This window comes from Pseudoduganella rhizocola, assembly GCF_045984285.3.
In the GTDB taxonomy this organism is placed as follows: domain Bacteria; phylum Pseudomonadota; class Gammaproteobacteria; order Burkholderiales; family Burkholderiaceae_D; genus Rugamonas.
The window spans coordinates 1-18,494 of record NZ_JBJQIK030000004.1 but is presented as its reverse complement, the minus strand read 5'-3'; the positions used below and the strand labels follow the sequence as shown (position 1 = coordinate 18,494).

Below are 18,494 nucleotides of genomic sequence, written 5' to 3'. Positions count from 1 at the left end.
GTAGCGGTCAGCAGAGCTGGCCGTTGAAGGGATCGATGACCGTCTGCGTGCGGTAATCGATCCCGCTCAGTTCCCGGTACTGGTCCATGCTGCGCACCGTGCCCAGGCCATAGGCGCCCGGCAGGCCGTCGCCCATCAGCAGGCGGTTCAGGCGCTGCCTGGCGCGCTCGGTCAGGTAGGACGACTGGAAGGCGCGCTTCGCGTCCGTTTCGCCATACCAGTGGTGGGTGGAGTAGGGCGTTCCTTCCGTCTTGTACAGGTGGTACAGCGGCACCACCAGCGGATGGAAGATGTCCCAGCCGCGGGTGAATGCCCGCACCGCCAGGCTCTGTTCCTCGCCATGGAAATACAGGTAGGGATCGTAGGGCACTTCTTCCACGAACTGCCCTGCCGCGAACAGGAAGCCCGCCGAGATATGGCAGCCCATCACTGGCTGGTCGGTGAACAGGTGGCGGCCCTGGAAGCGCATGACCGCATCGTCGGCCGTCGGCATTTTTTCGGGATGCGGACGCAGCACCAGCGCCGTCTTGCCTTCGCCCGGCGTGTACTGCGGCACACCATCCACCATATCGAAGCGGTAGGGATAAGTGCTGACGATAGGCTTGGCCGAGCGCTCGCGCAGGGCCGCATGCTGCGCGCGCAGCTGCTTGTCCCAGCCCTTCTCGAACAGCGTGTGCGAATCCACCTGCAGCAGGAAGGCCTCGTTGTCGTACAGGCTGAAGGCCGTGCTGCGCGCCCAGCTCACGCCCAGCGTATCTTCCGGATGCACGTGCACATAGCGCACCTGGCGCGCATAGGGCAGCGAGGAGATCGATGCGCGCTGGTCTTCCACATGCTGGTCCACCACGCCGAAGGAAAGCAGCAGCGGCTGCGCCGCCTTCGTCAGCGCGTCGTTCAGCGTGAAGAACAGCATCGGGTCCAGGTAGGCGGCAACGCTGATGAAGATCTTCTGGCTCACGGCAGGGCCTTCTGCAATGGTTCGATGGCGCGCTGCACCGTGGCAGCCGGCATGTGCAGCAGCAGGCGCACCAGTTCCGGCTGGCGGTTGGTGGACGTTTTCTGGTAGATCGACAGCAGCTGCTTGCGCACCGTGTCGTACTGCACGCCCAGCGTATCGGCGATGGTTTTCAGGTGCATGCCGTCGGCCAGCATGGTGGCGATGCGGCATTCCGCATGCGACAGCCCGAAGGCTGCGGTGAGCAGGCTGGAATCGATCACCTGCGCCGATCCGGGGTGGTAGAGGAAGAGCATGACCAGCGGGCGCAGGCCGAAGGAGCCCATCACCCGCTCCGGCAGCAGCATGGAGTAGAAGGCGTAGACCGTGTCCTGCGCTTCGCCCTCGCTTTCGATGCGCAGCGACTGCAGGTTGGCATCGGGGGCGCCCTCGCCGCTGCCGAAGCGCACGTGGTTTTCCAGCGCAACGCAATGGTCGGCGAAAACCTGCCGGTAGCGCTCCGGCAGCACCAGGCGCCCATCGGCCACCTGCACCAGCGGCGTGCGCTGCAGCAGGCCGGACGCGGCCTGGTTCATCTGCATGATTTCGCCGGTCGTCGTGAGCAGCATCACAGGCTGGTGCAGCTTGTTGACCAGGGCGCTGCCCACCAGCGCCTGCGTGGAGTAAACGAAATGGTCCAACCCCACCCGGCAGGCGCGGCTGATATGGGGCCGCAGGCGTTCGGCAAAGGCCAGCGCCTCGGCCGACAGCGGCCCGTCTTCGGGGCGGCACAGCCAGGCCATGAGGACGGTGGCGCGTTCGTTTTCCAGCAGCTTGCAGGCCGACAGGTAGCGCGCGCCGTGGGGAATCAGGAATTCCTGGTAGAAGGGGCTGGCGGCGACGAAGTCCTCGTCGAACCATTCATGGCAATGCACCCATTCGCTCTCCTTCTGCTCGCGCAGCAGCTGCACGCGCGGATCGGTAAACTGGAATTTCTGGATGTATTCCATATCGATCTGCGGCGCCATGTCGGCGCCTTCGCTATAGGACAGCGAGCCGTTGCGGCCGTCGAAGGCCAGCAGGTGCACGGCGCGCGTGCCGAAGGCGTCGTTGATCTCTTCGAGCACGCCGCGCCAGTTGGCCGCGTCGTCCAGCGTCGCGTAGATGCGCTCGATGATTGCGTCAAAGCGCTGTTGCGACAAGTCCACAGTGGTTCCCCATGTTCAGATTCGAGAACCACTATGCTCAGCCAGAACGGGGTTTGTAACAATATGTAAGTTGCAAAATCGCAACGCAAATTGTTAAATTTTTAGGGCCTCAGTCCCGGTGCAGCTGCAGCTGGACGGTTTGCGCCGGCGGCGCGCAGGGCTCCTCGTCGAAGGCGATATCGCCCAGCGGGCTGGCCACGCCGTCCGCTTTCAGGTCGGCGAAGCCGAACAGATCGCGGTCCATCAGGTGTGAAGGCACCACGGTGGACAGGGCCGAGAAGGTGTTCTCCACGCGGCCCGGGTGCTTCTTCTCCCATTCGCGCAGCATGGCCTTGATCTGTTTGCGCTGCAGGTTCTCCTGCGAGCCGCACAGGTCGCAAGGAATGATGGGGAAGCCCTTCACTTCGGCGTAGCGTTCGGTGTCCTCTTCCTTCACATAGGCCAGCGGGCGGATCACCACATGCTTGCCGTCATCCGACTGCAGCTTGGCCGGCATGCCCTTGATCTTCCCGCCGAAGAACATATTGAGGAAGAAGGTTTCCAGGATATCGTCGCGGTGGTGGCCCAGCGCGATCTTGGTGGCGCCCAGTTCATCGGCCACGCGGTACAGGATGCCGCGGCGCAGGCGCGAGCACAGCGAACAGGTGGTTTTCCCTTCCGGGATCAGGCGCTTGACGATGCTGTAGGTGTCCTGGTTCTCGATGTGGTAAGGCACGCCCAGCTTGTCGAGATAGGCGGGCAGCACGTCGGCCGGGAAGTTGGGCTGCTTCTGGTCCAGGTTCACGGCCACGATGTCGAAGTTGATCGGCGCGCGCTCGCGCAGCGTCATCAGGATGTCGAGCAGGGCGTAGCTGTCCTTGCCGCCGGACAGGCAAACCATGACCTTGTCGCCTTCCTCTATCATATTGAAGTCGCCGATGGCCTGGCCCACCAGGCGGCACAGGCGCTTGTGCAGCTTGTTGTTTTCGAAGGCCTGCTTGTCGGCGGCCTTGTCGCTCACTTTGTCGATCACTGCATTCATGCTTCATCCTTGATACGGAACACTTCCACGCCCACGCCTTCGCAGTCGGGGTACACATCGGGTTTCATCGTCGATACACGCGCCGCGCGCACCTTCGGGTGGGCCAGCATGGCGGCCACCACGTCGTCGCACAGGGTTTCCTGCAGGTGCACGTGGCCCTGCGCCATGCGGCGCGCGATGGTCTCGCGCATGAAGTCGTAATCCACCACTTCTTCCAGTTCGTCCTCGCGCGGCGTGGAAACGGCCAGCGGGATGTACAGGTCCACATTGATCAGCACGCGCTGCTCGCCCTTCTTCTCGAAATCATGGACGCCGATATTGATCAGCACTTCGTAATCGCGCAGGAAGAGGCGGCGGCAGTCTTGCAGGCGCGGGTGGAGCAGGGCGGACAGCATGTTGAGAAACCTTTAATGAATACGTTTATTGGGCGACGAACATCACGTCGCGCGGCAGCGGCAGCAGGTGCTGGCCGCCATCGACCAGCAGCGTGGCGCCGGTGACGGCGCGCGCGGTCGCGGCATACAGTACGGCCTGCACAATATCTTCCGGAGTACTGGAACGGCCCAGCGGCGTTTGCGTGTGGGCTTTCTCGAAGCCCGCCTCGCTCTGCTCGCCGGACACCAGCGTGATGCCCGGCGCCACGCCGACTACCCTGACTTTCGGGGCCAGCGCCTGCGCCAGCATCGTCGTTGCCGTATGCAGCGCCGCCTTGGACAGGGTATAGGACAGGAAATCGGGATTGAGATTATAAAGCTTCTGGTCCAGCAGGTTCACCACCACGGCCTGGGCGCCGTCCGGCGTGGCGGCGTGCAGGGCTTGCGCCAGCAGCAGGGGCGCGGCCACATTGGCGTGCATATGGGCGTCCAGTTTCTGCATGGAGAAGTCGGCGGCGCTGTCGTAGTCGAACAGCGAGGCGTTGTTCACCACGCAGTCCACCGCGCCCAGCGCTTGCACGGCGGCCGGCAGCAGGCGGCGCACGGCCGCTTCGTCGGCCAGTTCCGCATGCAGGGTGACGGCGCGGCGGCCGAGGGCGCGGATTTGTTCCGCCACCTCTTGCGCTTCCGCTTCCGACGCTCGGTAATGCACGGCGATATCCCAGCCCGCGCGCGCCATGCCGAGCGCAATGGCGCGGCCCAGGCGGCGGCCGGCGCCGGTCACGAGCGCCACGGGGGCGCGGCCGGAGAGAGGGGGCGCACTGGCGCCGGGTGCTTGCGTGCTTGTCATGGTGTGCCTTAGTGTTGGCCGGGGCGCCGAACCGCTACAATGCCGGGATGTCTCTCCCAGCACCTTCCAGCGACGCCCTGGCCGCGTCCCACGCCCTGCAGCAGCAGATTGCCGCCGAAATCGAACGCGGTCCGATGTCCTTTGCCCGTTTCATGGAGCTGGCGCTGTATGCGCCGCAGCTCGGCTACTACAGCGGCGGCGCCGCCAAACTGGGCAGGGATGGCGATTTTACAACTGCGCCCGAACTGAGTTCCCTGTTCGGTGCTGCGCTGGCGCGGGTTGCCGCCGCTATTATCCCCCAAACCGGGCCGCGCATCCTCGAATTCGGGGCCGGCACCGGCAAGCTGGCGCGCGATATCCTCACCGAACTGGCGGCCCAGGGCGTCGCGCTGGAGCGCTACGCCATCGTGGAGCTGTCCGGCGAACTGCGCGCCCGGCAGCAGGAGGCGCTGCGCGATTTTCCGCAGGTGCAGTGGCTGGACGGCTTCCCCGATACCTGGGACGGCGTCGTGCTGGGCAACGAAGTGCTGGACGCCATGCCGGTGCAGCTGGCGGCAAAGCGCGCCGGAGGCTGGCGCGAACAGCTGGTGACGATCCGCGATGGCGCCTTCGCCTGGGAAGACGGGGCGCCGGATCCGGCCCTGCAGGCCCGGATCGCAAAGCAGATTCCGGAGGCGGACCAGCTGCACGAAGGCTACCTGACCGAGCTGCACGGCACGGCCTGCGGCTTCATGGCCACGCTGGGCGCCATGCTGGCGCGCAGCCGGGCGGGCGCCGCCATCCTGTTCGATTACGGCTTCCCGGCCCACGAATACTATTTCCCGGACCGCGACCAGGGGACGCTGATGTGCCATTACCGCCACCACGCCCACCCGGATCCCTTCTACCTGCCCGGCCTGCAGGACATCACGGCCCACGTGGACTTCACGGCCATGGCGCTGGCGGCGCAGGACGCGGGCGCCGAGGTACTGGCCTATATGAGCCAGGCCCATTTCCTGCTGGCGGCGGGCATCGGTGAACTGCTGCTGCGCACCGATCCCTCGGACGTACTGGCTTACATGCCGCAAGCGAATGCCCTGCAAAAGCTGGTATCGCCGGCCGAAATGGGGGAATTGTTCAAGGTTCTGGTGGTCGGAAAGGGCGTGGAGCTGCCGCCGGCCGTGCTGGCGGCCGACCGCAGCCACCGTTTGTAGAAAAGAAGCCACTTTTCCTGACATTTCGGACGCGAATCTTCGCCAAACTTCGGCTATCATGATTGATCTGGCGCGTAACCCCGTCGTGGCGCGCCGCTGACAATATTGGAACGATGGGAAAGATACACACTCACTATGACAACCTGAAGGTGTCGCGCGGCGCTCCGCAGGAGGTCGTGCGTGCCGCCTACAAGGCGCTCAGCCAGAAATACCACCCTGACAAGAATCCGGGTGATGAGAAGGCTGCGCGCATCATGGCCATTGTCAACACTGCTTACGGCACGCTGTCCGACCCGCAGCGCCGCAAGGAGCACGATGAGTGGATCGCCCAGGAAGAATTCGAGATCGAATGGCTGGAAAGCACCCGCCATGACGACCACCGCAACCACCATGTGGACACCCCGGCCCAGGCCTGGCCCGAGCCGGTGGAGCCGATGCGGCGCCGCCGCCCCATGCTGCGCAACTGGCGCTGGTGGGCCACCACCAGCAGCTGCCTGGCCGCAGGCTGGGTGGCCGGCGTGATGACGGTGACGGAACCGCGCCAGGTATCGACGGTGCTGGCCGCCGCCTGGGGCGGCAAGCCGCCGGCCGGCGAACTGACGGCCAGCGCCGCCACCCGCAGTTATCCGCGCGTGGAGCGCGAGGCGGGCGAGGCGCAGGATGGCTGGGCCGGCGGCAAGGCGCTGGCGGCGGAAGCCGATACGGCGCGCCCGGCGCCGATCAAGGTGCTGGCCCTGTCGCAGGTCATCCTGCCCAGCTCCGGCGCCGGCGGCGCCGATTGCGAAAACGAAACGCCAGCCCTGGTGGCGCCGAACGGGGAACCGTGGCCGGCCCGCTCAGGCTATGTGGATGGCTATCCGGTGGGGAACAAGGGCGAGGACATGTCGCTCACGCTGGATAACAGCAGCAACGCCTCGCCGGTCTTCATCAAGGTCTACGACATGGACCGCCGCTCGAATGTGCGCTACGCCTTCGTGCAGCCGCACGACAAGCTGGTGGTCAACAACCTGGTGAACGGCAAGTACGAAATCCGCTACCAGAACATCGACCTGGGCGGCTGCGCCGCCCGCCGCAACCGCGCCGACGCTTCTTAGCCGGCAATCGACTCCATCAGGCCCATTTCCGAGCTGGACATCAGCTTGTCGATGTCCATCAGGATCAGCATGCGTTCGCCCACCGTGCCGAGGCCGATCATGTACTCGGTGCTGAAGGCCGTGCCCATTTCCGGCGCCGGCTTGATCTGGTCCGGCGTCAGCGTGGTCACGTCGGACACGCTGTCCACCACCATGCCCACCACGCGGCCCTTGATGTTCAGGATGATGACCACGGTGAACTGGTCGTAGACCGGCTCGCCGAGGCGGAACTTGATGCGCATGTCCACCACCGGGATGATGATGCCGCGCAGGTTGATCACGCCCTTGATGAATTCCGGCGCGTTGGCGATGCGCGTCACCGCCTCGTAGCCGCGGATCTCCTGCACTTTCAGGATATCGATGCCGTATTCTTCCTTGCCCAGTGTGAAGGCGAGAAACTCGCGGCCGAGACCGTCTGCGCCGCCGTCCTGCACTTGCGTGTCTTGCATGGTGAGCTATCCTCGTGAATGACTTGTTGTCAAAGCGTACCAGAGTTGCAGGCCATTTGCGAGATGGCAATTTATGGTTGTCAGCATATTAAATACTGATTATGCTGGGAACCACCTGTGACCCCCTTCGCAAGAGGAGAGTGTATGACGGAATCGCATGGCGGCGAGGACGATTGGCTGCTGGAAGAAGAGGAAGAACAATCGGCAGGCGTCACGCCTCCCGAGCAGCGCCTGTGGCGCGTGCTGATCGTCGATGACGACCAGGACGTGCACGCCGTCACCCGCCTCGCCCTGCGCAACGTGTCCTTCAAGGGGCGCGAGCTGGAGCTGTTCTCGGCCTACAGCGCGAAGGAAGGCTTCAAGATCCTCAGCGAAACCCCGGACATCGCCCTGGTGCTGCTGGACGTGGTGATGGAAACCGACGACGCCGGCCTGCTGCTGGCGCGCCGCATCCGCGAGGAGCTGCACAACGCCATCGTGCGCGTGGTGCTGCGCACCGGCCAGCCGGGCCAGGCGCCGGAGCAGCGCGTCATCATCGAATACGACATCAACGACTACAAGGCCAAGACCGAGCTCACCACGCAGAAGCTGTTCACCACCGTCATCTCGGCGCTGCGCGCTTACGAGAGCCTGAACATGCTGGAGCGCAGCCGCGTGGGGCTGGGCAAGATCCTGGCCGGCGCCACCAACCTGTACCAGATCCATTCCCTGCGCGAATTCGCGTCCGGCGTGCTGAACCAGGTCTCCGCCATCCTCGACGTGGGCGCGGACGGCGTGCTGTGCCTGATGCAGCAGGATACCGGCGACACCACCGTGGTGGCGGCCACCGGCAACTATGCCCCGCTGGCCGAAGGCGAGCATATGCCGGCCGACCATGCGCTGTGGCCCACCATCGCCAAGGCCTTCGCCGAAAAGAAAAGCCAGTTCGAGCACCCGGCCAATGTGCTGTTCATCCACACCCAGGAAAAGCGCGACGTGGCCATCAGCGTCACGCCGCCCTGGCCGCTGGCCCAGATCCAGCGCGACCTGCTGGAGGTGTTCTGCGAGCGCATCGCCGCCGCCTTCGACAACCTGTATATGTTCGGCCAGCTGCGCAAGGCGCAGGAAGCGACGGTGGTCGCGCTGGCCGACCTGGCCGAATTCCGCGATGGCGGCGTGGGCGGCCATGTGCGCCGCGTGCAGCGCCTGTCCAGCGCGATTGCCGAGCGCCTGAAGGAACGCGGCGTGTACGGCGATGAACTGAGCCCGCAGCTGCTGGACATGATCGGCCTGGCCAGCATCCTGCACGACGTGGGCAAGGTCGCCACGCCGGACGCCATCCTGCTGAAACCGGGACCGCACACGCCGGAGGAAAAAGCCGTGATGCAGAACCATGCCAATGTCGGCCGCACGGTGCTGGAACGGGCCGCGAATATGGTCGATGGCCCGAGCTACCTGACCTTCGGCGCCGAAATCGCGGGCGCCCACCACGAGCACTTCGACGGCCGCGGCTATCCCAACGGCCTGAAGGGCAGGGCGATCCCGCTGTCGGCCCGCATCGTTTCGGTGGTGGATGTATTCGACTCCCTGCTGCACGAGCGCACCTACAAGGATCCGTGGCCGCATCCGGAGGTCATGCAATACATCCGTGACCGCAGCGGCACCCAGTTCGATCCCGAAGTGGTGCGGGCGCTGGAGGATGTGGTGGCGCGCGACTCCAGCTACGGAGCCAGCTGAGCACCTGCATCCCGCCGTTCGCCATGACCGATCTCAAGAGCCTTACCGCACTGGTAGTCGAACCCCACGCAGGAATGCGGGCCAGCCTGCACAATATGCTGACCCTGTTCGGGCTCAGCAAGATTGACGACGTCGCCAATTCCACCCAGGCCATCCGCGCCCTGAACACGCGCAATTACGACCTGATCCTGTGCGAATATGAACTGGATGGCGGGCAGGACGGCCAGCAGCTGCTGGAAGACCTGCGCCACCACCGCCTGATGCAGCCGTCCGCCATGTTCTTCATGGTGACGGGCGAGGGCCAGTTCAGCAAGGTGATCAGCGTGGCCGAGCTGCAGCCGAACGACTACATCCTCAAGCCCTTCACCGCCGAGAGCATGCTGGAGCGCATCGCGCGCTCGCTGGAGAAACGCGACGCGCTGCTGCCGGTGTACGAGCTGATCGAGCTGGGCGACCACCGCGCCGCCATCGAGGCCTGCAAGGAACAGGAGTTCAAGCAGCCGCGCTTTGCGCCCGACTTCATGCGCCTGCGCGCCGAAACCTACCTGCTGCTGGGCGAGCCCTGGGAAGCGGAACCGATCTACGCCGAGCTGTGGGAAACCAAGGCCATTCACTGGGCCCGCCTGGGCCAGGCGAAAACCCTGTTCATGCGCGGCGAAGTGCAGCCGGCGCGGGAAATGCTGGAAGAACTGCTGGGCCAGAACCGCCGCTTCCTCGATGCCTATGACTGGCTGGCGCGTACCCATGAACATGAGGGCCGGATGGAACAGGCGCAGGCCGTGCTGAGCGATGCGGTGGGCCTGTCGCCGCATGCCATCCGCCGCCTGCGCAAGCTGGGCGAAGTGGCGTTCGAAGCGGGCGATACCGAAACCGCCGAGAAAGCGCTGCGCCAGGTGGTTAACCGCGCTCGCTTCTCCGAATTCCGCGATCCGGAAGACCATGCCCGGCTGGTGCAGGCGCTGGTGCGCAAGGGCGACCCGGTGCAGGCCGCCTCCGTGATCCGCGACCTGGACAAGGCCCTGGCCAGCGCTCCCAACCGCGAAGTGTGCAGTGCGATTTCCTCCGCCATGCTGCACGACTATACGGGCGAGACGGCGCGCCTGGAGCAGGCCGTGCAGGCCGCCATGAACGGCGTGCGCGCCTCGGCCGCCGTATCGGACGACCTCAAGATGGCGCTGGCGCTGGCCGCCCTGAATGCGGGCAAGGAAGAGATGGCGGAAGAAGTGATGCGCGAGGTGATGCGCAATGCGGGCGGCAGCCACGCCCTCACGCGCGCCGTCTCCATGCTGGAAGGCGCCGGCCACGGCGACATGGCGCAGCGGCTCGCCACCGAAAGCCGCATGGACGTGGCGCGCATGGTGGCCGCCGGCGCCCAGAAAGCGAAGGAGGGCGACTTCGCCGGCGCGGTCGAGATCATGCTGGAAGCCGTGCAGCGCCTGCCGGACAATCCCCAGGTAGTATTCAATGCGGCGGTGGCCGTGCTCAAGTGCCTGGAGCACACCGGCTGGGAAGACCACCTCGGCGCCAGCGCGCTGGAGCTGATTGCCAATGTGCGCCGGCTCGACCCGGTCAACCCCAAGCTCAATGCCCTGAGCACCCTCTACGAAGAACTGCTCCGCAAATACAACATCCGGCCCGGCCGGCGCCTGCCGCCGCAGCGCAAACGCCGAATATAGCGCAAGGCCGGCCCGGCACGGGCTACAATGGATTGCCTATAAATATTTTAACGGTTGTTGATAAATGGCAATACATCTGGAGCCCCGGCCGGTGCGGGGAAACCTGCTCAGGAAGCTGACGGCAGACGAGGGCCTGTTCGCCCTTGGCGGCGCCGTTGCGCGCGTGGTGGAGCTGGTGGATTCGGACGACCAGGGCACCAACAGCCTGGCCTATTACGTGCTGTCCGACGTGGCCCTGACCCAGAAAGTGCTGCGCCTGGCGAACACGCCGCAATACCGCACCATGGCGGGCGCCACCGTCACCACCATTTCCCGCGCCATCTCCCTGCTCGGCTTCGACACCGTGAAAACGACGGCGCTGGCGATGCTGCTGGTCGACCAGCTGGACAACAGCACCCACGCGCACAGCGTGCGCGTGGAGCTGGAAGCGTCGCTGTGCGCCAGCCTGCTGGGGCGGGAAGCGGCGCGCAGCGGCCCCTTCGGCAGCGCGGAAGAAGCCTCGATCGGCGCCCTGTTCCGCAATATCGGCCCGCTGCTGGTGGCCTCGCGCGAGCACGAGCGCTTCCGCGAGATCGAGGAATTGATGGCGGGCGGCGGCTACACGCCGGCCCAGGCCTCGCAGCTGATCCTCGGCAGCAGCTACGACACCCTGTCCGCCGCCGTGCTGCGCGAATGGCGCATTCCCGAAGTCATCGTGCGCTCGCTGGCGCCGCTGCCGCCGGGCGTGCTCAAGCCGCCGCGCGACAAGGACGAATGGACGCGCCAGGTCGTCTCCTTCGGCCACGACGCAGCGCGGCCCCTGCTGCGCAAGGGTGGCGCGCGTGCCGACGAGCTGATGGCGCTGCGCCAGCGCTACGGCGCCGCGCTGAACCTGGACCATGCGCAGATGGATGCGATGTTCCTCACCGTGCGCAAGAGCATGGCCAGCCTGCAGGACAGCATGCAGCTGGCGCCCGATACCGCGCCGGAGCCGTCCGCGCCGCCGGGCCTGCCCGATGCGCTGGCGGCCGCAACGATGGATAGCGGCATCGGCCAGAACAGCGGCGCTTACCCGAGCGGCAAGCCCTTCAATGCGCGCGACCGCCTGCTGTCCGGCGTGCAGGACGTGACCATGATGCGCGCCGCGGGCCGCGCCCGGGTCAACGAGCTGATACACCTGGTGCTGGAAACGCTGTACCACAGCATGGGCTTCCGCTTCGCCACGGTCTGCCTCAAGGATGCGAAAAGCGGGCAGTTCCGCGCCCGCATCGCCTTCGGCGAGCAGCACGTGCGGCGCCAGATCGGCTTCTGCTTCGAGGAACATGGCGACGACCTGTTCCACCTGGCCATGTCGAACGACGCCGACCTGATGATCTCCGATGCGGGCGCCGCCAAGATCCAGGGCCTGCTGCCCGACTGGCACCGCAAGATCCTGCCGGACGCGCGCAGCTTCATCGTGCTGCCGCTGGTGGTGCAGGGCCGCCAGCTCGGCCTGTTCTACGCCGACCGCGACGTGATGGCGCCGGAAGGCGTGCCGCCGGACGAAGCCGCGCTGATCCGCGCCCTCAAGGGCCAGGTGCTACTGGCGCTGGGCAGCAGCTGAGCCGCTTCAGAAGGTAATCTTCACCGAGGCCGCGCTGCGTTTGGCCTCGCCGTGGAAGACGGCCTCGATATTGTTGCCGTCCGGGTCCAGCACGAAGGCGGCGTAGTAGCCGGGATGGTATTCGCGCTCGCCCGGGGCGCCGTTGTCCTTGCCGCCGTGCGCCAGCGCGGCCTGGTAGAAGGCGTCCACCATGGCGCGGTCCTGGGCCTGGAAGGCCAGGTGGTGGCGGCCGGTCAGCACGCCTTGCGCGGCCTCGCTCTCCTTGGCGGACACGAACAGCTCATCGGCCCAGAAATAGCCGTCGCCGGTGCCGCCCATCGGCACCTTCAGCACCTCGAATACCGCCGAGTAGAAAGCCTGCGATGCAGGCAGGTCGCGCACCACCAGCTGGATATGGTCGATCAGCCGTCCGCGATGCAATTCCTGGGTTTCCATACCGTGCTCCTCCGTTATACACTGACTTTTTTGCCTGGGAGAACTTGTTCGTGCGTATACTGTTTGCCGCTGTCATCCTGTCATTCGCCGGCCTGAGCCAGGCTGCCCCCAACTTTACCTTCGATCCGGCGCCGGGGCCGCACGGTGTGGGCGTGCGTGTGGTCGAGCAGTACGACTACACGCGCAACTACCGGGGCCGTTACGACGTCGTCACCGGCAAGCCGGTCACGGGTGAAACTGCGCGGCCGGTGCAGACCGTGGTCTGGTACCCGGCGCAGAAGAGCGGCAAGCGCGTGAGCTATGGCGACTATTTCAACCTGAATATCACGGCCGATCAGTTCGGCATGCCGGCGGCCGAGATCCGCAAGGCCGCCGAAGTGCGCTTGCAGGATGTGGCCGGCCAGACCAGCGCCGCCGTGGCGTCCGCCGAACTGGCGGCCCCCATGCTGGCTGTACGCGACGCAAAGCCTGTGGCCGGCAAGTTCCCCGTCGTGATCTATGCGCCGAGCTTCAGCGCCGGGGCAGCGGAAAACGCGGAATTGTGCGAATACCTGGCCAGCCATGGCTATGTGGTGATTGCCAGCCCGAGCATGGGCGCCGCCACGCGCAGCATGACCGATAACCTGGAAGGCATCGAGGCGCAGGCGGCCGATATCGCCTTCCTGATCGGCTATGCGCATACGCTGCCGCAGGCCGACCTGGGCAAGCTGGCGGTGGCGGGCTTCAGCTGGGGCGGCATCTCGAATGTCTTCGTGGCGGCGCGCGACAGCCGTGTGAAGGCGCTGGTCAACCTGGATGGTTCCGTGCGCTACTGGCCGGAGATGATCGAGCAGGCGAAATATGTGCAGCCCGCGCGCGTGGCGATCCCGATGCTGTTCCTGGCGCAGCGCCCGCGCTCGCTGGAGGACCTGGCGCGGCGCGGCAAACCTGTTACCAGTTTCCTCAATGAGATGAAGTATTCCGACCTGTACACGGTGACGCTGCATCCCATGGAGCACCATGCCTTCGCCTCGGACTCGCTGCACATGCTGTCGGACAAGCGCTTCGAGGAATACTCGCGTGCTGAAGCGGGCCAGGCCTATGGCTGGATGGCGCGCTACGTGCTGAACTTCCTCAATGCCTACCTGCTGGGGCAGGAGCAGGGCAAAGCTTTCCTGAACAACACCCCGAAACAGAACGGCGTGCCGCCACATATGGCGTCCATGGTGAAGACGATGTCGCAAGGCGCGGCGCCGACGCTGGAGATGCTGGCCGCCGAAGCCGGCAAGACGAATTTCGCCAACGTGCAGGAAGTGTTCACGGCAATGCGCAAGCGCGAGCCCAAATTCACTATCTCCGAGCCTGTGCTGAATGACTGGGGTTACAAGCTCCTGCGCGGCGGCAACGGCAAGGCGGCCGTCGAGATCCTCAAGCTCGCCACCGTGCTGTATCCGGACAGCGGCAACGCCTTCGACAGCCTGGCCGAAGCCCATGAAGCAAACCAGGACAAGGTGCAAGCCGTAGAAAACTACCAGCGCTCGCTGCAGCTCGATCCCGGCAACAGCAACGCCGAGAAGCACCTGAAGGCGCTGGGCGCCGCGCCGCGTTAAGCCAGCTCCGCCTCGGCAGGCGGAATCGCCTGCGCGAGGCGTTCGAAATCTGCAATGGGCACGGGGCGGGCGAACAGATAGCCCTGGGCTTCCTTGCACAGCTTGGTGCGCAGGAAGTCCGACTGGGCTTCCGTCTCCACGCCCTCGGCAATCACTTCCAGGCCCAGCGAATGCGCCAGGCCGATGGTGGCGGCGACGATGACGGCGTCGTTCGGGTCGCTTTCGATGTCCTTCACGAAGCCGCGGTCGATCTTGATGCGGTCGATTTCGAACAGCTTCAGATAGCTCAGCGAGGAATAGCCGGTGCCGAAGTCGTCGATGGCGACCTTGATGCCGCGCGTACGCAGTTCCCTGAGCAGGACGCGGCTGCGCTCCGGATCCTGCATCGCGGCCGATTCCGTAATCTCCAGTTCCAGCAAGGTGGGATCGATGCCGCTGTCTTCCACCAGCCGGTCCAGGTGCGGCAGCAGCGAGCTGCCATGGCACTGGCGCGCGGACAGGTTGACCGCCAGCCGCAGGTGGCCCAGGCCCATGCCGCGCCAGCGGTCCAGCAGGCCGACAGCGCGGTGCAGCACCCAGTCGCCCAGCGGCAGGATCAGGCCCGACTCCTCGGCGATCGGGATGAAGCGGTCGGGGCTTACCATGCCCAGCTCAGGATGGTGCCAGCGCAGCAGCACCTCGGCGCCGATCACGGCCTGCGTGGTGAGGTCGATCTGCGCCTGCAGGTAAAGCTCGAATTCCTCTTTCTCCAGCGCCTGCCACAGCCGGTTCTCCAGCATCAGGCGCTCGTGCGTGGCGGTATTCATGGCGGCCGAGAAGAACTGGAAGTTGTTGCGGCCGCGGCTCTTGGCGGCATACATCGCGGTGTCCGCATTGCGCAGCAGGGCGGCGCCGTCTTCGCCGTCGCCGGGGAACATGGCCACGCCCACGCTGGCGCCGCTGTGCACGGTCTTGCCCTGCAGCTGGTAGGGCGCGCTCAGCGCCTCCACGATGCGCACCGCGATGGCGCCGGCGGCGTCCGGGCTTACGCTGCCGTTGGTGACGACGATGAACTCGTCGCCGCCGAGGCGGGCGATGGTGTCCACTTCGCGCAGCAGTTCGCGCAGGCGGTTGGCCACCGCCACCAGCAGCAGGTCGCCGGTCTGGTGGCCGTGGGTGTCGTTGATTTTCTTGAAGTGGTCCAGGTCGAGGAACATCACGGCCGCCGTGCCCTTGGCGCGCCGCGTCTGCGCCAGCAGCTGTTCCAGGCGCAGGCCGAGCGACAGGCGGTTGTCCAGCCCGGTGAGCGGGTCGTGGTGGGCCAGGCGGTAGATGCGTTCCTGCGAGCGGTGCTGTTCCGTCAGGTCGTGCAGGATGGCCACGAACAGGTGCTCCTGCGGCAGCTCCACCTCGCTGACCGAGACCGAGAGCGGGAAGGGCGAACCGTCGCTGCGCCAGCCCGTTGCCTCGTGTTCGCGGTGCTCGCCGTTGGCGATCTTGCGCAGCTGTTCAAACGGCGTTTCGCCATGCGCCACCGGCAGCAGGTCGATCATCGGCAGGCCGGCCAGCTGCGCCGCGTCGTAGCCGAACAGCCGCCCCGCCGCCGCATTGCCGGAGATCAGGTAGCCTTCCGCGTCGATGGTGAGGATGGCGTCCGCCGCCTTGTCCAGGATGGCCTGCAGGCGCGCCTCGCGTTCCTGCAATTGGGCGGTGGCATCCTCCACCTGGGCCTGCACCTTGGCGCGTTCGCCGCTGATCAGCAGCAGCAGGCCGCCCAGCAGGCCGGTCAGCAGCAGGCCTGAGGTCAGCACGGTCCAGCTTTGCCAGCCGCGGTGCTGGGCCAGGTAGGCCGCGGTCGGCTCCAGGGTCAGTTCATAGCTGCGGCCGCCGAATTGCAGGTCCTGCTGGAAGCTGCGCTCGCCGGGCGCGTCGCCGATCTGGTCGAGCAGGGCGGGGCGGCCCGCCGCATCGAGATCCACCAGCCGCGCCTGCATATGGGGGAAGCCGATCTGGCGGATGATGCGCAGCAGGTAGGTATCGTTCTGCAGTGCGATCAGCAGCACGCCCAGCACCGGCTCGCCCGGCGCGCTGGAAACGGTTTGCGCCAGCAGCACGCCCGGGCCCGGCGCACTGCTCAGCATGCGCAGCGGGGCGCTGGCCGTCGGCTTGCCGCTACGGATGGCCGTCTCGATCATGGCGGCGCGGGCCGGCTCGCTGAGCAGGTCCAGGCCCTGGTGCTGGCGGCGCTCCGGCGGCTCGACGAAGGTGGCCACCATGTACTGCGCACGTTCGTCGGCCGGCAGCAGCGCGCGGTCCGGCGTGATCTGGCGCAACTGGAAATTGGGCTGCAGCGTGGCGCGCGCCCAGGCCTCGAAGGCAGGGCGCTCGCTGCCCGCCACGGGGCGCAGCCAGCTCAGCGACAGCAGTTCGTCACGCTGGCTGATGTAGCCGCCTGCAATATTGGCGAAGTCGCGCGCCGTGACGTTGGCCGCGTGGCCGCTGATCGCGCGCGACATGGCGTAGACGAAGCGCTCATGTTCACTCAGCCGGGCCTGCAGCAGGTCGCTGGCCTGTTGCGACTTGAGATGGAAGGTCTGCATCTGCTCGGCCGATTCCCACTGTTCGACCTGCAGGAAGATGCCGACGAACACCGCCATCAGAAGGGCCAGCGGCAGGCCGACCACCCAGCGCCGGCGCTGCCACAGGCGGCGCGGCTTGCCGGCCGCGATCCACACCAGGGGCGCGGCCAGCAGGATGCCGATGGAATCGCCGAGCCACCAGGCCAGCCAGTTCGCCGGCAGGTCGGCGGCCGGCATCACGCCGGCCAGCGCAATGCCGCTCAGCGACAGCGTGCTGCTGGTGATCGACAGCAGGGGCGCCAGCGCGAGGAAGCGCAGCACGTCGCGGCCCGAGTCGAGCGCAGGGTCGATCCAGCGGTGGAAGACGTGCATGGCGACATAGGCCTGCAAGGTGGCGCCGCAGGCGGCGGAGCAGGCAGCGAGCACGTGCGCCAGGCCGGATGCAGCGGCACTGCCGTTGGGCAGGGGCAGCAGGTTCAGCAGCAGCGCGCCGAGCGCGACGCCCGGCAGCAGGCGGGGGCCGAAGCTGACCAGGGCGGCCAGCGCAATGCCGGCGGGCAGGAAGAGGGGAGTTGCGTAGCCGGGCGCGAGCGCCAGCTGCAGGCCGAGCTGGCCGGTCAGGACATAGGCGGCCACCAGGAGGGAATTGGCGAGCAGCAGGCTGCGCCAGTGTTGCCAACTGCTCGTTTCGGTCATCGGGAATCCAGCGGTGAAGGGCGACAGCGTCCAGCCTATTGTCGAGCACTTCCGTGATATTTGATGCAACCTAAAAACAACACTTGCACTTTTCTGCACGCAGCCCTTACAATCTCGCCCCGAAGCGAACGGTCGCACACCGGGTGTTTATTTAAACTTGGAGTGTTGACAGTTTTTTGTAAGTGCTTCATACTCTGCGGTTCCTTCGCGGAGGGGTGGCCGAGTGGTTAAAGGCAGCAGACTGTAAATCTGCCCTCTTATGAGTACACTGGTTCGAATCCAGTCCCCTCCACCAAAGTTGCCAGGAAACTGAGTAAAGAAGAAGTGAAACGGAACCTCGCGGGTGTAGCTCAATGGTAGAGCTGAAGCCTTCCAAGCTTAAGACGAGGGTTCGATTCCCTTCACCCGCTCCAGCTTCCGCAGCAGCGCAGCAGTAAATACAAGCCCTTGTAGCTCAGTGGTAGAGCACTCCCTTGGTAAGGGAGAGGCCACGTGTTCAATCCACGTCAAGGGCACCAGAATTCGCAGTACCTGTTTCAGCATCATCTGTCTTCGGGCACGTGCCCTGCACACTTATCAAATTGTTAGGAGTCTAAAATGGCAAAAGAAAAGTTCGAGCGGACTAAGCCGCACGTGAACGTTGGCACCATCGGTCACGTTGACCATGGCAAGACCACCCTGACCGCTGCAATCGCAACCGTTCTGTCGAAGAAGTTCGGCGGCGAAGCGAAAGCCTACGACCAGATCGACGCTGCTCCAGAAGAAAAAGCACGCGGCATCACCATCAACACCGCCCACGTTGAGTACGAAACCGCCGGCCGCCACTACGCCCACGTTGACTGCCCAGGCCACGCCGACTACATCAAGAACATGATTACCGGCGCTGCGCAGATGGACGGCGCAATCCTGGTGTGCTCCGCAGCTGACGGCCCAATGCCGCAGACCCGCGAGCACATCCTGCTGGCCCGTCAGGTTGGCGTGCCTTACATCATCGTGTTCCTGAACAAGTGCGACCTGGTCGACGACGCAGAACTGCTGGAACTGGTGGAAATGGAAGTGCGCGAGCTGCTGTCCAAGTAC

Annotated in this window: 15 protein-coding genes and 3 tRNA genes; 10 read left to right on the top strand and 8 right to left on the bottom strand. The window is 65.5% G+C overall.

The window, feature by feature from the left end:
* Nucleotides 1-7 precede the first annotated feature (7 nt).
* The 5 genes from ACJRPG_RS10435 to ACJRPG_RS10415 all read right to left on the bottom strand — a co-directional run bounded on the left by ACJRPG_RS10435 (nt 8) and on the right by ACJRPG_RS10415 (nt 4,387).
* Nucleotides 8-958, bottom strand: coding sequence for a GlcNAc-transferase family protein (locus tag ACJRPG_RS10435; RefSeq protein WP_408000014.1), 951 nt, complete (start codon nt 956-958; stop codon nt 8-10).
* Complete coding sequence (locus tag ACJRPG_RS10430; RefSeq protein WP_408000013.1) at nt 955-2,142, bottom strand: helix-turn-helix transcriptional regulator; 1,188 nt, start codon at nt 2,140-2,142, stop codon at nt 955-957. The genes ACJRPG_RS10435 and ACJRPG_RS10430 overlap by 4 nt, the downstream gene beginning before the upstream one ends.
* A gap of 109 nt (nt 2,143-2,251) precedes the next feature.
* Nucleotides 2,252-3,163 (bottom strand): tRNA 2-thiocytidine(32) synthetase TtcA, encoded by a 912-nt coding sequence (gene ttcA, locus ACJRPG_RS10425; protein ID WP_408000012.1) that lies wholly within the window; start codon nt 3,161-3,163, stop codon nt 2,252-2,254.
* On the bottom strand, nt 3,160-3,558 hold the full coding sequence (locus tag ACJRPG_RS10420; RefSeq protein WP_408000011.1) for a dihydroneopterin aldolase: 399 nt from the start codon (nt 3,556-3,558) through the stop codon (nt 3,160-3,162). Before ACJRPG_RS10420 ends, ttcA begins: the two co-directional genes overlap by 4 nt.
* 25 nt (nt 3,559-3,583) lie before the next feature.
* Nucleotides 3,584-4,387: an SDR family oxidoreductase gene (locus ACJRPG_RS10415; RefSeq protein ID WP_408000010.1), complete on the bottom strand. Its 804-nt coding sequence runs from the start codon at nt 4,385-4,387 to the stop codon at nt 3,584-3,586.
* Nucleotides 4,388-4,434: 47 nt separating this feature from the next.
* Here ACJRPG_RS10415 and ACJRPG_RS10410 point away from each other — a divergent pair, with 47 nt between their 5' ends.
* Both ACJRPG_RS10410 and ACJRPG_RS10405 read left to right on the top strand, forming a co-directional pair.
* Nucleotides 4,435-5,580, top strand: a complete 1,146-nt coding sequence (locus ACJRPG_RS10410; protein WP_408000009.1) for a class I SAM-dependent methyltransferase — start codon at nt 4,435-4,437, stop codon at nt 5,578-5,580.
* A 113-nt stretch (nt 5,581-5,693) separates the two neighbouring features.
* Nucleotides 5,694-6,674 carry a J domain-containing protein gene (locus ACJRPG_RS10405; protein ID WP_408000008.1) on the top strand — a complete coding sequence of 327 codons (981 nt, stop codon included), beginning with the start codon at nt 5,694-5,696 and terminating at the stop codon, nt 6,672-6,674.
* On the opposite strand, the gene ACJRPG_RS10400 is transcribed toward ACJRPG_RS10405, so the two are convergent.
* Nucleotides 6,671-7,162, bottom strand: a complete 492-nt coding sequence (locus ACJRPG_RS10400; protein WP_408000007.1) for a chemotaxis protein CheW — start codon at nt 7,160-7,162, stop codon at nt 6,671-6,673. The two genes, ACJRPG_RS10405 and ACJRPG_RS10400, sit on opposite strands and share 4 nt — an antisense overlap.
* A gap of 144 nt (nt 7,163-7,306) precedes the next feature.
* Between ACJRPG_RS10400 and ACJRPG_RS10395 the strand changes: the two genes are divergently transcribed.
* The 3 genes from ACJRPG_RS10395 to ACJRPG_RS10385 all read left to right on the top strand — a co-directional run bounded on the left by ACJRPG_RS10395 (nt 7,307) and on the right by ACJRPG_RS10385 (nt 12,136).
* Nucleotides 7,307-8,878 (top strand): DUF3369 domain-containing protein, encoded by a 1,572-nt coding sequence (locus ACJRPG_RS10395; RefSeq protein WP_408000006.1) that lies wholly within the window; start codon nt 7,307-7,309, stop codon nt 8,876-8,878.
* A 23-nt stretch (nt 8,879-8,901) separates the two neighbouring features.
* On the top strand, nt 8,902-10,554 hold the full coding sequence (locus ACJRPG_RS10390; protein WP_408000005.1) for a response regulator: 1,653 nt from the start codon (nt 8,902-8,904) through the stop codon (nt 10,552-10,554).
* Nucleotides 10,555-10,618: 64 nt separating this feature from the next.
* Entirely contained in the window at nt 10,619-12,136 is a 1,518-nt protein-coding gene (locus tag ACJRPG_RS10385; RefSeq protein ID WP_408000004.1) for an HDOD domain-containing protein, read from the top strand.
* Between the two features lie 6 nt (nt 12,137-12,142).
* On the opposite strand, the gene ACJRPG_RS10380 is transcribed toward ACJRPG_RS10385, so the two are convergent.
* On the bottom strand, nt 12,143-12,571 hold the full coding sequence (locus ACJRPG_RS10380; protein ID WP_408000003.1) for a VOC family protein: 429 nt from the start codon (nt 12,569-12,571) through the stop codon (nt 12,143-12,145).
* A gap of 50 nt (nt 12,572-12,621) precedes the next feature.
* Between ACJRPG_RS10380 and ACJRPG_RS10375 the strand changes: the two genes are divergently transcribed.
* Nucleotides 12,622-14,160, top strand: coding sequence for a dienelactone hydrolase family protein (locus tag ACJRPG_RS10375; protein WP_408000002.1), 1,539 nt, complete (start codon nt 12,622-12,624; stop codon nt 14,158-14,160).
* On the opposite strand, the gene ACJRPG_RS10370 is transcribed toward ACJRPG_RS10375, so the two are convergent.
* Entirely contained in the window at nt 14,157-17,414 is a 3,258-nt protein-coding gene (locus ACJRPG_RS10370) for an EAL domain-containing protein (RefSeq protein WP_408000001.1), read from the bottom strand. The genes ACJRPG_RS10375 and ACJRPG_RS10370 overlap by 4 nt on opposite strands.
* Nucleotides 17,415-17,623: 209 nt before the next feature.
* Between ACJRPG_RS10370 and ACJRPG_RS10365 the strand changes: the two genes are divergently transcribed.
* The 4 genes from ACJRPG_RS10365 to ACJRPG_RS10350 form a co-directional block, all read left to right on the top strand.
* Nucleotides 17,624-17,709 (top strand) — tRNA-Tyr (locus tag ACJRPG_RS10365).
* A 44-nt stretch (nt 17,710-17,753) separates the two neighbouring features.
* A tRNA-Gly gene (locus ACJRPG_RS10360) sits at nt 17,754-17,827 on the top strand.
* Between the two features lie 30 nt (nt 17,828-17,857).
* Nucleotides 17,858-17,932: transfer RNA gene (locus ACJRPG_RS10355), tRNA-Thr, on the top strand.
* Nucleotides 17,933-18,011: 79 nt separating this feature from the next.
* On the top strand, nt 18,012-18,494 hold a 483-nt coding region (locus ACJRPG_RS10350), incomplete at its 3' end, for a GTP-binding protein (RefSeq protein ID WP_408000000.1).

Bases quoted from the DNA above. Each gene is read 5' to 3' on its own strand.
- ttcA (WP_408000012.1), bottom strand. From the start codon at position 3,163: ATGAATGCAGTGATCGACAAAGTGAGCGACAAGGCCGCCGACAAGCAG.
- ACJRPG_RS10420 (WP_408000011.1), bottom strand. From the start codon at position 3,558: ATGCTGTCCGCCCTGCTCCACCCGCGCCTGCAAGACTGCCGCCGCCTC.
- ACJRPG_RS10415 (WP_408000010.1), bottom strand. From the start codon at position 4,387: ATGACAAGCACGCAAGCACCCGGCGCCAGTGCGCCCCCTCTCTCCGGC.
- ACJRPG_RS10410 (WP_408000009.1), top strand. From the start codon at position 4,435: ATGTCTCTCCCAGCACCTTCCAGCGACGCCCTGGCCGCGTCCCACGCC.
- ACJRPG_RS10405 (WP_408000008.1), top strand. From the start codon at position 5,694: ATGGGAAAGATACACACTCACTATGACAACCTGAAGGTGTCGCGCGGC.
- ACJRPG_RS10400 (WP_408000007.1), bottom strand. From the start codon at position 7,162: ATGCAAGACACGCAAGTGCAGGACGGCGGCGCAGACGGTCTCGGCCGC.
- ACJRPG_RS10395 (WP_408000006.1), top strand. From the start codon at position 7,307: ATGACGGAATCGCATGGCGGCGAGGACGATTGGCTGCTGGAAGAAGAG.
- ACJRPG_RS10390 (WP_408000005.1), top strand. From the start codon at position 8,902: ATGACCGATCTCAAGAGCCTTACCGCACTGGTAGTCGAACCCCACGCA.
- ACJRPG_RS10385 (WP_408000004.1), top strand. From the start codon at position 10,619: ATGGCAATACATCTGGAGCCCCGGCCGGTGCGGGGAAACCTGCTCAGG.
- ACJRPG_RS10380 (WP_408000003.1), bottom strand. From the start codon at position 12,571: ATGGAAACCCAGGAATTGCATCGCGGACGGCTGATCGACCATATCCAG.
- ACJRPG_RS10370 (WP_408000001.1), bottom strand. From the start codon at position 17,414: ATGACCGAAACGAGCAGTTGGCAACACTGGCGCAGCCTGCTGCTCGCC.